We start from the raw sequence: 12,241 nt of genomic DNA, 5'->3' as shown, positions 1-12,241 counted from the left end.
CTAAGCGGGCTTGACCGGTGCCGTCTTGTGCTGATTTCTGCTCGGAGCGCTTCGAAAACTGCAACGCTCATGAGAACGTCGGATGCGACATCTCCGAATCCTGACCTATGTCGACGAGGTCGCGCGGGCGGGTTCCATTCGCAGGGCGGCGGAGCGACTGAACATCACCGCATCGGCGCTGAACCGGCGCATTCAGGATCTCGAGGCTGAACTCGGGACGCCGATCTTCGAACGCCTTCCCCGTGGCGTTCGTCTGAATGCGGCCGGCGAGCTGATGATCCGCCATATCCGCAGTCAGCTCGCCGATGTCGGCCGTCTACGTTCGCAGATCGAGGACCTGTCGGGATTTCGGAGGGGTACGGTCTCGATCGCCTGCAGCCACGCACTCGCACATGATTTCCTGCCCATCGAGATCGCAAGCTATCGGCGCGCCTTCCCGCTGGTGGAGTTCGACGTACGGGTGGCGAGCCATGGCGAGGCGCTGCGCGCGCTTGGCGCCTATGAGGTTGACCTGGCGCTGGTCTTTCGTATGTCCAACACGGTCGGCTTCCAGATCATTGCATCGGCCGAGCAGCGGCTGATGGCGATCATGAGGGATGGCCATCCCCTGGCGGGAACAGGAAGCATCCGCCTCCGGGACTGTGCAGCGTATCCGCTGGCTCTGCCGGACCGCAGCTATGGCGGACGCGAGCTGCTCGACCGGGCAGTCTCGCAATCATCGTTCAGGCTGTCCCCGGTGATTGAGTCGAACTCCTTCGAGTTCCTGCGAAACTATGTGCGGCTTGAAGATGCGATCACGTTTCAGATCGAGATCGGCGCGCCCGCGAGCTTGCGCGAGCGCGACGGTTTGATCGCGCGCCCGGTCGATGCCCGCGACATTGCTCCGGCGCGTTTTGCGATGGGCCAGCTTCACGGGCGCTCGCTGTCGGTCGCCGCGGCGAAATTCGCGGAACAGTTGGCCGCCAAGCTGGAACTCGGCCCCGCCGCCTCGGCTGCGGGTTAGGGCAGGGACACCGGCACGGCACGACTCATGCTTGCCGGCCGATGGCGCAGAGCATCCTAGCTGGATGCGAAGCAGAAGGCGCAGAACAAGCCGCAATTTGCGAGGAGGCTCGAATGCTTTCTGGCCGGCGTCTGTCGATATCGATTGCAGTGGGGTTCGTGCTGGTTCCGCTGCCCATCCGCGCCGAGCAGCCACTGACCCGCATCCAGCAGGCATGCCTCAACTGGGATTTGAGCTTGCAGCGGATGCTCGGCTGGAGCGAGGCCTATGCGATCCATTCTCCGGAGCTGCGAGCGACGATACGCGCTGAGGCGGCGCGATTGCGCGAGAGGTGCAGACGAGACGTCACGACGGCAACGATCAACCGCTACGTCGTGCTCGGCAAGATGCTCTATGATGATGAGGCCGACGAAGTGGAGAGCTTCGACTGACGTCCCTTCGACGCGGTCTTCCTTCCAGCATCTGGTCTCGTCGCTTGCCGAGGCAGGAGCGGGGGGCTGCCAAGCGGCTATTGTTGTCTGGCGTCGAACGGACTCAGCAAGGCACTGGACCAGTTCGCCAAGGCTGACAGCGGTGCGACGACCTTCACCGTGATTGGCGCAAACGGATTTTTCAATTGCGAGCGATCCGACGGGGGTGTAGCGTTAACGGATACCGATATTGCTGCGCGGTCGTCGTTCCGCGTCCTGCCTCCGAGCGAAACGCTGCGGTATCTCAAGTTCGCGCCAGAAAATCGATCGCAACGCGCTGTAGCGACGGGAGCTGCAATCTATCGATTGCAAGATAATGCGCTTCAAAAGGCGCAATATCATCGCTATTAGTTTATCAATCTAAGTCTATCGATGGACGGATTGATTTTAAAAGGAGAATGATGGCCTGCAGATGGCGAACTGAATTTCTCGTGGAAGCAGAATTCATGGGAAATTCTGGCATTTCATTATTTGTGCGTAGACCTTAACGGAGTGCGCTGCCATGAGTGCCAATCTCGTAGCCGACATTATGCAGTTCTTATCGCCGGATCTGATTTCAAAGATCGCTGCATCATTGGGGACGGATCAGTCATCGGTCGGTAAGGCGGCCAGCGCCGCTATCCCGGGGGTTCTGGCGACGCTCGCCGGTGTGGCGGCAACGCCGGATGGATCGCGGAAGTTGTTCGACACGGTTTCGCATCAAAAGCCGGACATCCTCGACAGCCTCGCGGGCATGATCGGTGACCCAAAGCAGAAGGCCGTCGCAGAGAACGGAGCGAGTTCGCTCTCCTCGCTTCTTGGAGGGTCTGCGATGTCGAATCTCGCCGGTTCGGTCTCGAAATTTGCGGGGCTGGCAGGGGGCGCAAGTTCCTCCTTGCTAGGCCTTTTGACACCGGTGGTGATGGGGGTGCTTGGACAACAAAAGTCGGCGATGGGCTTGGATGCCGCGGGCCTGGCCCGAATGCTGACGTCCCAAAAGTCGAACATCTCGGCCGCCCTGCCTTCAGGTTTCGCCGACCTGCTCGGTAAGGCTGGACTGCTTACGGCTGTGGGTAGCGGCGTGAACACTGTCGAGCAAACTGCGAGGTCCGCCGCTTACGCGACGGGCGCCGTGGCCGACCGGGCAACCTCGCAAGCGAGAGCCGACGGCATGCCGGGCTGGCTCAGATGGGGGCTGCCGGTCCTTGCTGCGCTAGCCGTCGGCTGGTGGTTTTTCGGTCGCCACACGCCTTCCGTCGTCGACCAGGCCCGGACCATACCGGGCCAGGCTATGCAGTCGACCCAATCCATCATTGGACAGCTAGGCTCGACCGCGACGCAAGCGATGCAGACTCTGCAAAACGTGACTGCGGGCGGCGTGAACATCGGGACGGAAGTTCAATCCGCGGTCGATGGGCTGGCAAATTCGCTCAGGGGCATTACCGATGCGGCCTCGGCGCGAGCAGCTTTGCCAAGGCTGCAGGGCGTGGCGACCCAATTCGACAAGGTCAAGGCGGTCGTCGACCAGATGCCCACCAGTGCTCGAACTGCGCTCGCAACTTTGATCACCGCACTGCGGCCGTCGCTGGAGGGTTTGTTCAACAAGGTGCTTGCGATTCCGGGCGTAGCCGAGATCGCCAAGCCGACGATCGATGGCGTGCGGGCCAATCTCGATGCATTGGCCCGAGCCTAGCAGATGGGCAGGCCGTTGGCGCTGCATGGTGAACTCGCTGAGCGCAGGAGGTGCTTATGGCGATCAAGGCCAATTTTGGGGACGACGAATGGAAACTGATCCTAGGTAGCCCGTTTATGGCCGGCATGGCGGTCACGCTTGCCGAGCCCAGCGGGCTGTGGGGGATCTTCAAGGAGAGCCTGGCCAGTGGCCAGGCGCTGTTGGGCGCCAAGGGCGACGGTAAGGCAGGCGCGCTCGCGCAAGCGATTGTTGCGGACATGGAAGGTTCCGAGGGTCGCGGTGAGGCACGAGAGACGCTTCGCGCCGAACTCGCCGGCAAGTCTCCGGCGGATGCCAAGCAGAGCATTCTGGCGATGCTGACGCGCGTCGCGGCGATCGTCGATGCCAAGGCTCCGGCCGAAGCTCCCGCGTTCAAGACGTGGCTGTCGCAGGTAGCGGAGGCGGTGGCTAATGCCTCGAGCGAGGGCGGCTTCATGGGGTTTGGCGGAACCCAGGTGAGTGCTGCGGAGACGGCCACCTTGACGGATGTGGCGAAGGCCTTGCGCGCCGCTTGATCGAGCCGTCGCGCGAGCAGGCCCAGCAGGCCTTCGATGCGTGCTTCGTCATCGAGACCGGCTTGCGGCGTGGCCTGCGCCGACTGGATGAGCGCAGCTTCGCGCGGCGGCGGGCGCATGTTGAGTCGCCGCCCCACGTGCTGGATGGGCTGAACGCCGGACCTCGCTGCTTTCTGCTTGGCGGTTTCCCCCCGGCGTGCTGTCGGCTTCGTGTACACCGAAGTTGCGGGAGAGGTGCAGACGCGACGTCACGACGGCAACGATCAACCGCTGCGTCGTGCTCGGCAAGATGCTCTATGATGATGAGGCCGACGAAGTGGAGAGCTTCGACTGAAGCGTTGCCCCGACGCAGTCTTCCTTCCGCAATCCTGTCGCGCTGGAAACGAACGTCCCCCGGCCCAAGCGAACTACGGAAACTCTCTCTCCCGGCTGTCAGCTAAAATCCTGACCGCGGTTGTTGCAGCCGCGCATTCAGTGTCAGGAACTCCACGATGTCGGTTGCAGCCGAACGCCGTTCCTTCTTGACGGCGTTCTCGCCGCTGTCGTCGCCGGCCAGTTCGGCCGGGGTGGGCGGCCGCGCAGGCGCCGATGCCGGTGACGTCGAGCAACGATTGCACGAAGCTTGCGCGACGATCCCGGGGAAAATCGTGTTCACGACCAGCTTCGGTCTCGAAGACCAGGTGCTGACGCATGTGATCGCACGCGGCGGGTTCGGCGACAGGGTGTCTTTCGTCACGCTGGATACAGGGCGGTTGTTTCCGGAGGTCTATGATCTCTGGGCGCAGACGGAGGAGCGCTACGGTGTTTCCATCCGGGCGCATCTGCCGCGCGCCGAGGATGTCGAGCGCCTCGTGCAAGATCAGGGCATCAACGGCTTCAGGACCTCGCCCGAGGCGAGGAAGGCGTGCTGCGCCGTGCGCAAGCTCGTTCCGCTGGATCAGGCCCTGAAGGGAGCGGCCGGCTGGATCACCGGCCTGCGGGCCGACCAGTCGCAGGCTCGCGCCGACACCTCCTGCATGCAGGAGGATGCCGAGCGCGGCCTGGTCAAGATCAGCCCGCTCTACGATTGGTCACGCGAGCGGGCGCTGGATTTCGCCCACCTCCAGGACGTTCCGCTCAATCCGCTCCACGAGCGCGGGTTCGTTTCGATCGGCTGCGCGCCGTGCACGCGGGCGATTGCGCCCGGTGAGCCGGAGCGCGCCGGCCGCTGGTGGTGGGAGCAGGATGCGGCGAAGGAATGCGGTCTGCATGTCGGCGGCGACGGTCGGCTCGTCCGCGTCCGCGCTGCGGAGGCCACGCCGTGATCGCGCCCGGCCATCTCCAGAAGCTCGAAGCCGAGGCGATCTTCATCCTGCGCGAGGTCGCCGCGACCTGCGACAATCCGGTGCTGCTCTATTCGATCGGCAAGGATTCAGCTGTGCTGCTGCATCTAGCGATGAAGGCGTTCGCGCCAGGCAAGCCGCCTTTCCCGCTGCTGCATGTCGATACGACCTGGAAGTTCCGCGAGATGATCGCCTTCCGGGACGCGACGGCGCGCCGGCTGGGGCTGGACCTGATCGTTCACATCAACCAGGACGGAGTGAGGGCCGGTATCGACCCGATCTCGTCGGGCTCGCGCATCCATACGGATGTGATGAAGACGCAAGGGTTGAAGCAGGCCCTCGACAAATACGGCTTCGATGCCGCCTTCGGAGGCGCGAGGCGCGACGAGGAAAAGACCCGTGCCAAGGAGCGCGTCTTCTCGCTGCGCAGCGCCGATCACCGCTGGGATCCGAAGAACCAGCGGCCTGAGCCCTGGTCGCTGTTCAACACGGCCAAGCGTAAGGGCGAGAGTTTCCGCGTCTTCCCGCTGTCGAACTGGACCGAGCGCGACGTCTGGGACTACATCGCGCTCGAAAGCATCCCCGTCGTGCCCCTGTATTTCGCCGCTCCGCGCCCGGTTCTGCGCCGCGGCGATGCCTGGATCATGCGTGATGACGAGCGCCTGCCGCTGCTGCCGGGAGAGGTCGTCGAGACCCGCATGGTCCGCTTCCGGACGCTCGGCTGCTATCCGCTGACCGGCGCGATCGAGAGCGACGCCAGCACGCTGACCGACATCATCGCCGAGATGCGGGCCTCGCAGAGTTCCGAGCGCCAGGGCCGGATCATCGATCATGACGGGACCGGCTCGATGGAGCAGAAGAAGCAGGAAGGCTATTTCTGATGAGTGCCCTGAATGCCCGGCAGCGTGCCCGCGAGGCGACGCTGCCAGGAGACGGCCCGGCCAATGACGACGGGCTCCAGCCACGCTCCCTCCTGCGCTTCATCACCTGCGGCTCGGTCGACGACGGCAAGTCGACGTTGATCGGTCGCATCCTGTTCGAGACCGGCGCGGTCTTCGACGACCAACTCGGCGCGTTGCAGCGGGACTCCCGCAAGTTCGGCACGCAGGGCGACAAGGTAGACTTTGCGCTGCTTGTGGACGGACTCTCGGCCGAGCGCGAGCAGGGCATCACCATCGACGTCGCCTATCGCTATTTCTCGACGCCGCGACGCTCCTTCATCGTCGCGGATACGCCGGGCCATGAACAGTACACCCGCAACATGGCGACGGGCGCCTCGACCGCCGATCTCGCCGTGATCCTGATCGATGCGCGGCTCGGTCTGCTCAAGCAGACGCTGCGGCACTCCTTCATCGTCTCGCTCGTCGGCGTCCGACACATCGTCGTCGCCGTCAACAAGATGGATCTGGTCGACTACGATCGGGCCGTGTTCGAGCGCATCTGCTCGGACTATCGCCGCACTGTCGCCGGGTTGGGCTTTGCTCAGATCAGCTTCGTCCCGATCTCGGCGCGCGATGGCGACAACGTTACCAGCGCTTCAGCGTCGATGGGTTGGTATCAGGGCGCTCCGCTGCTCGACCTTCTCGAGACGGTCGCGATCGAGCCCGCGAGCGTGGCCCATCCTGGCGCGGTGCTGCCGGTACAATGGGTCAACCGGCCCGATTCCAGTTTCCGCGGCTATTCCGGCAATCTCGCCCTCGGCCAACTCAAGGTGGGTGACGCCGTCGCCGTCCTGCCATCTGGCCGCACCAGCCGGATCGCGCGCATCCTGACGCCGGCGGGCGATGCCGGACACGCCTCGGCCGGCCAGGCGCTGACGATCGCGCTCGAGGACGAGATCGATATTTCACGCGGCGACCTGATCGTCGCCGCCGCGCAGCGCCCGGCCGTAAGGCGAAATCTGACGGCGCGGCTGCTCTGGACCAGCGAGGCGCCGCTCGTGCTGGGCAACAGCTACGCCCTGAAGCTCGCCAGCAGCCATGCCCATGCGGTGGTCCGCACACTCCATCACGGCATCGACATCGAAACCCTCGCCCAGGCGCCTGTCGCGACGCTGGCGATGAACGATATCGGCCTGGTGGCGATCGATCTCGACAGGCCGATCGGTGCCCTGCCTTTCGCCGAGAGCACCGAGCTCGGCGGCTTCATCCTGATCGACCGCATCAGCCACGAGACCGTCGCATTCGGTTTCGTCGCGGAGGGCGTTCCACAGCAGGCCGGGGCAGGCCGCCTCCCGGAAAGCCGGCTTGCGGCCCTGTTTGTGAAGCTCCGCGGCACGGCAGGACCGGCCGGGTCGCCGCGGCGGGCTGCGCTTTGGGGCTTGAGCTGCGGCAATATGGCCGGGAGCCTTCTGACAGGCGGCGGCATCTACGGCTTGACGGGCAGCCTCGCGATAGCGTTGCCTTTGACGGTGGCTGATCTCCTGCTGCGGCCGTTCCTGCTCGGAGCGGGGTGGGCATCCGCGCATGCCCTCTGGCGCCGACATCAGAGCCGGAACCAACCGGCGCCGGAAAATGTTCTAGGCGACGGGATCTGAAGACGAGAAGGGGGAAGACGGCAGGTTTCAGGCGAGGAAAATCAGCCTTCTGCAAGGAGGGTGAGCTTCAGCAGCCTGTTCTCCGGAACCGGCCAACTTTGAAACACAGTGCTGCCTCAAACAGTTGTCGGTCGATCTGGTCCAGCATACGCTTCGTTCTGTAAAAAGAACGCCTGATCAGTCGGTCAGGCTGTTGGCAACAACGGAGAGCACGATGCCCCGCCCCGCATTTCGCCGCCTGGTTCAAGCCGGCCTCGTTCTCGGAGCCTTCTCATTGTGCTTCGGTGTCGTTGCCGGCGCTCGCGCCCAGACCGAGCTCCTGAACGTTTCCTATGATCCGACGCGCGAGCTCTACCGCGAGATCAACGCCGCCTTCATCGCGGAGTGGAACGCCAAGAACGCCAGGAAGATCACCACGATCCGCCAGTCGCATGGCGGCTCCGGCGCCCAGGCGCGGACCGTCATCGACGGGCTGAATGCCGATGTGCTGACGCTGGCGCTTGCCGGCGACATCGATGCCGTCGCCGAGCGCTCGAAGAAGCTGCCGTTGAACTGGCAGTCGCGCCTGCCGCAAAATTCTTCGCCCTACACTTCCACGATCGTGTTCCTCGTCCGCAATGGCAATCCCAAGGCGGTCAAGGACTGGGGCGATCTGGTGAAGCCCGGCGTTCAGATCATCACGCCGAACCCCAAGACCTCCGGCGGTGCCCGCTGGAACTATCTCGCCGCCTGGGCCTACGCCGAAAAGGCCTTCAACAAGGACGAGGCCAAGGTCCGCGACTACATTGGCAAGCTGCTCGCCAATGTCCCGGTGCTCGACACCGGCGCGCGCGGCGCCACCACCACCTTCACCCAGCGCGGCATCGGCGACGTCTTCCTGTCCTGGGAGAACGAGGCCTTCCTCGCACTGAAGGAGTTTGGGGCCGACAAGTTCGACATCGTCGTGCCGAGCCTCTCGATCCTGGCCGAGCCGCCGGTCGCGCTGGTCGATGCCAATGTCGATGCCAAGGGCACGCGGACCGAGGCCCAGGCCTATCTCGACTTCCTCTATTCGCCGAAGGCACAGGCGATCATCGCCAAGAACTTCTACCGTCCGCGCAATCCGGAGGCGGCCGATCCGAAGGACATCGCCAATTTCCCTAAGGTCGAGCTCGTGACCATCGACGCTATCTTCGGCGGCTGGAGCAAGGCGCAGCCGACCCATTTCGGTGATGGCGGCACCTTCGACCAGCTCTACAAGCCGGCGCGCTGAGCCATGGCCGCCAGCGTCGCAGCATCGGGCTGGCGTCAGCCGAGTGTCCTGCCGGGTTTCGGTCTGACGCTGGGCATCACGATCACCGCTCTGTCGCTGATCGTCCTGATTCCGCTCGCGGCCTTGTTCGTCAAGGCTGCGAGCGCAGGCCCCGCCGAGATCTGGGCGATCGCGACCTCGCGGCGCACATTGGCGGCGCTGCGCCTGTCCTTCTTCGGCGCGCTGATCGCCGCATCGGTCAATGCCGTTTTCGGCCTGATCCTCGCCTGGGTGCTGGTGCGTTACGAGTTTCCCGGGCGTCGCCTCGTCGATGCCGCGGTCGATCTGCCCTTTGCTCTTCCGACGGCGGTCGCCGGCATTGCGCTGGCGGCGATCTACGCCCCCAATGGCTGGGTCGGCAGCCTGCTCGCGCCGCTCGACATCAAGGTCGCCTATACGCCGCTCGGTGTCATGGTGGCGCTGATCTTCATCGGCCTGCCCTTCGTCGTGCGGATGGTTCAGCCGGTCCTGGAGGAAACCCAAGGGGACATCGAGGAGGCTGCGGCGCTTCTCGGCGCCAGCCGCCTGCGGACGATCTTCCGGGTCGTGCTGCCGCCCGTGCTGCCGGCGTTGCTGAGCGGCTTCGTCCTCGCCTTCGCGCGCGCCGTCGGTGAATACGGCTCGGTCATCTTTATCGCGGGCAATGTGCCGATGGTCTCGGAAATCGCACCGCTGCTGATCGTGATCAAGCTCGAGCAGTTCGACTATGCGGGCGCCGCCGTCATCGCGACCTTGATGCTGCTCGTGTCCTTCGCGCTGATCCTGGTGGTCAATCTGATCCAGGCGCGTGCCAGACGGAGGCTCGGCGATGTCTGACGCGACCCTGCCTCAGCGCGAAGCCGATCTGCCTGCCCTCGCGACAAAGCCGCGCGCGGACAGCCGTGTCAGTGGCGAGAGCCCGGCCGTGCAGCTCCTGCTGATAGCGATCTCGCTCGCCTTCCTGCTGCTGTTCCTGCTGCTGCCGCTGGTCACGGTCTTCGTCGAGGCCGGCGCGCGCGGCTGGGCCGCCTATCGCGAGGCCATCACCGAGCCGGATGCGCTCGCCGCTATCCGCCTGACATTGCTCGTCGCCGCGATTGCCGTGCCGCTCAACGTCGTGGTCGGCATCGCCGCCGCCTGGGCCATCGCCAAGTTCGAGTTCCGCGGGAAGAGCCTTCTGATAAGCCTGATCGACCTGCCTTTTTCGGTCTCGCCGGTGATTTCGGGCTTGGTCTATGTGCTGCTCTTCGGCGCGCAGGGCTATTTCGGGCCGTTCCTGAAGGCCAACGGCATCGAGATCATCTTCGCGCTGCCTGGTCTCGTTCTGGCCACCGTCTTCGTAACCTTCCCCTTCGTGGCGCGTGAACTCATTCCGCACATGCAGGTGCTCGGCTCGACCGACGAGGAAGCGGCGCTGACGCTCGGCGCCTCGCCCTGGCGCGTCTTCTTTTCGATCACGCTGCCCAATGTGAAATGGAGCCTGTTCTATGGCGTGCTGCTCTGCAACGCCCGCGCAATGGGCGAGTTCGGTGCGGTGGCGGTCGTGTCCGGCAAGATCCGCGGCCTGACCAATACCATGCCGCTCCATATCGAGATTCTGTACAACGAATACATGAGCGCCGCGGCCTTCGCGGTCGCCTCGCTGCTGGCGGGACTCGCGCTCGTGACGCTTGCTCTCAAGACCCTTCTGGAATGGCGCTATGGCGACGCGATCGCCGCCGCGCGCCACCACTGATTGCGGGAACGCTCATGTCCGTCGCTGTCACGATCGAAACCATCGAGAAGCGCTTCCTGGGCTTCCATGCGCTCCGGAACGTCTCGCTCGACATCCAGCCCGGTGAACTCGTCGCACTGCTCGGCCCCTCGGGCTCCGGCAAGACCACGCTGCTGCGGCTGATCGCCGGCCTCGAACAGGCGGAAGCCGGTCGCGTCCTCTTCGGCGATGTCGATACCCGTGATTTGTCGCTGCGCGACCGGCGCATCGGCTTCGTCTTCCAGCACTATGCGCTGTTCAAGACGATGACGGTGGCCGAGAACATCGCCTTCGGGCTGCGCTCGCGTCCCCGCGCGCAACGGCCGGACTCGGCCGAGATCAAGCGCCGCGTCCAGACCTTGCTCGAACTCGTCCAGCTTCCCGGCCTGGAAAAGCGCTATCCGAGCCAGCTCTCGGGCGGGCAGCGTCAGCGCGTCGCCCTGGCGAGGGCGCTTGCCATCGAGCCCCAGGTGCTGCTGCTCGACGAGCCTTTCGGCGCGCTCGACGCCAAGATCCGCAAGGATCTGCGTGCCTGGCTGCGTGACCTGCACAGCCGGACCGGGCACACCACGGTCTTCGTGACCCATGACCAGGAGGAGGCGCTCGAACTCGCCGACCGGGTCGCGATCCTGCATGAGGGGCGCCTCGAACAGGTCGGTACGCCCGATGACGTCTATGACCACCCTGCGACGCCTTTCGTTTGCGAGTTCCTCGGCGAGGCCAACCGCTTGCCGGTCAGGATCGTCGGCAGCCAGGCCTTCCTCGACGACAGGCCGGTGCTGGGCGGGCTGACGCAGAACCAGGGCGGGCCGGCCGCGCTTTATGTCCGGCCGCACCACCTCAAGATCGTCGACGAAGCGCCGCTCTCCATCCCTGGCGTGGTTGAGCAGGTCCGCCGGACCGGCGCGCTGCGGCGCGCGGAAATCGCGGTCTCCGGCCTGACCAAGCGGCTCGACCTCGACTTGACCAGCCAGGTCGCCCCTGCGCTCGGCGAACGCGTCCGGGTCAAGATCACCCATGCCACGGCCTTCGCGACGGCCTGAGCCGCCGCACGCCTCGGGTGAGAAATTCTTTCCGCCTCTGCAAAGCACAGGCGCAGGGCGGGGTTTATTTCACTCCCAGAAATGGGAAATTTGGAAAAAACATCCATTTGATGTGAATTGATCCGCGAAGGCCCTTCGCCTAGATTCCGTTCGGAATAGAGAACGGGAGGACGGCGGCTTGGCTATGCTTGATGTCATCGGCAGACGGCGCCTGACTCGCGAGGCGGCGGCCGTCGCGCGCCGCCTGGAGCGCCTGTGATGGCCGTTCTGGTCAAGCGCCCGCCGCTGCCGGCGATCCTGCTCGCCAATGATCTGCTCGACGGTGATGTCGTCTTCGCCATCGCCGGTGCCGATGGCCGTCTTGGCTGGACGCGTGATCCGGGCCTCGCCATCGTCGCGACGGATGACGCCGCGGCAGAGCGCCTCGAAGGCTTCGCGGCAACCGCCTTGGCGACCCACCAGGTCGTCGATGCCTACCTCGTCGATGTCGACCTGACCGCCGCCGGCCCGGTGCCGCGGCATTTCCGCGAGCGCTTCAAGACGCTCGGCCCGAGCAACCGCCCCGATCTGGGCAAGCAGGCCGGCGAAGGCATCGCCACCGGCCGGAGCGCGTGAGCA

General features: G+C 64.8%; 13 protein-coding genes. 12 read left to right on the top strand and 1 reads right to left on the bottom strand.

Features of this window, described 5'->3' with window-relative positions; translation table 11 throughout:
• The first annotated feature begins 82 nt into the window (after positions 1-82).
• The 4 genes from VGN82_RS20570 (at position 83) to VGN82_RS20555 (ending at position 3,699) form a co-directional block, all read left to right on the top strand.
• Positions 83-1,003, top strand: a complete 921-nt coding sequence (locus VGN82_RS20570) for a LysR family transcriptional regulator (protein ID WP_327528905.1) — start codon at positions 83-85, stop codon at positions 1,001-1,003.
• A 113-nt stretch (positions 1,004-1,116) separates the two neighbouring features.
• Positions 1,117-1,434 (top strand): hypothetical protein, encoded by a 318-nt coding sequence (locus VGN82_RS20565; RefSeq protein ID WP_327528904.1) that lies wholly within the window; start codon positions 1,117-1,119, stop codon positions 1,432-1,434.
• A 541-nt stretch (positions 1,435-1,975) separates the two neighbouring features.
• A complete protein-coding gene (locus tag VGN82_RS20560) occupies positions 1,976-3,145 on the top strand; it encodes a DUF937 domain-containing protein (RefSeq protein WP_327528903.1) in 1,170 nt (389 codons plus the stop codon).
• 56 nt (positions 3,146-3,201) lie between these two features.
• Entirely contained in the window at positions 3,202-3,699 is a 498-nt protein-coding gene (locus VGN82_RS20555; RefSeq protein WP_327528902.1) for a hypothetical protein, read from the top strand.
• Between the two features lie 436 nt (positions 3,700-4,135).
• On the opposite strand, the gene VGN82_RS20550 is transcribed toward VGN82_RS20555, so the two are convergent.
• Positions 4,136-4,354 carry a hypothetical protein gene (locus VGN82_RS20550; RefSeq protein WP_327528901.1) on the bottom strand — a complete coding sequence of 73 codons (219 nt, stop codon included), beginning with the start codon at positions 4,352-4,354 and terminating at the stop codon, positions 4,136-4,138.
• On the opposite strand from VGN82_RS20550, the gene VGN82_RS20545 reads away from it, so the two are divergent.
• From VGN82_RS20545 to VGN82_RS20510, 8 genes are all read left to right on the top strand, one after another.
• Positions 4,347-5,003: a phosphoadenylyl-sulfate reductase gene (locus tag VGN82_RS20545; protein WP_327528900.1), complete on the top strand. Its 657-nt coding sequence runs from the start codon at positions 4,347-4,349 to the stop codon at positions 5,001-5,003. The genes VGN82_RS20550 and VGN82_RS20545 overlap by 8 nt on opposite strands.
• Positions 5,000-5,902 carry a sulfate adenylyltransferase subunit CysD gene (gene cysD, locus VGN82_RS20540; protein ID WP_327528899.1) on the top strand — a complete coding sequence of 301 codons (903 nt, stop codon included), beginning with the start codon at positions 5,000-5,002 and terminating at the stop codon, positions 5,900-5,902. The genes VGN82_RS20545 and cysD overlap by 4 nt, the downstream gene beginning before the upstream one ends.
• Positions 5,902-7,557 carry a sulfate adenylyltransferase subunit CysN gene (gene cysN / locus VGN82_RS20535; RefSeq protein WP_327528898.1) on the top strand — a complete coding sequence of 552 codons (1,656 nt, stop codon included), beginning with the start codon at positions 5,902-5,904 and terminating at the stop codon, positions 7,555-7,557. The genes cysD and cysN overlap by 1 nt, the downstream gene beginning before the upstream one ends.
• A gap of 214 nt (positions 7,558-7,771) precedes the next feature.
• Positions 7,772-8,809: a sulfate ABC transporter substrate-binding protein gene (locus VGN82_RS20530; RefSeq protein WP_327528897.1), complete on the top strand. Its 1,038-nt coding sequence runs from the start codon at positions 7,772-7,774 to the stop codon at positions 8,807-8,809.
• Between the two features lie 3 nt (positions 8,810-8,812).
• Complete coding sequence (gene cysT, locus VGN82_RS20525; protein WP_327528896.1) at positions 8,813-9,664, top strand: sulfate ABC transporter permease subunit CysT; 852 nt, start codon at positions 8,813-8,815, stop codon at positions 9,662-9,664.
• On the top strand, positions 9,657-10,562 hold the full coding sequence (gene cysW, locus VGN82_RS20520; RefSeq protein ID WP_327528895.1) for a sulfate ABC transporter permease subunit CysW: 906 nt from the start codon (positions 9,657-9,659) through the stop codon (positions 10,560-10,562). The genes cysT and cysW overlap by 8 nt, the downstream gene beginning before the upstream one ends.
• A gap of 14 nt (positions 10,563-10,576) precedes the next feature.
• Positions 10,577-11,623, top strand: coding sequence for a sulfate/molybdate ABC transporter ATP-binding protein (locus VGN82_RS20515; protein WP_327528894.1), 1,047 nt, complete (start codon positions 10,577-10,579; stop codon positions 11,621-11,623).
• A gap of 258 nt (positions 11,624-11,881) precedes the next feature.
• Positions 11,882-12,238, top strand: a complete 357-nt coding sequence (locus VGN82_RS20510) for a DUF2849 domain-containing protein (RefSeq protein WP_327528893.1) — start codon at positions 11,882-11,884, stop codon at positions 12,236-12,238.
• Positions 12,239-12,241: the final 3 nt, after the last annotated feature.

This window comes from Allobosea sp., assembly GCF_035999205.1.
Taxonomy (GTDB): Bacteria; Pseudomonadota; Alphaproteobacteria; order Rhizobiales; family Beijerinckiaceae; genus Allobosea.
Note: the sequence above shows the minus strand (reverse complement) of the source record. Positions and strands in the feature narration are given on the sequence as shown.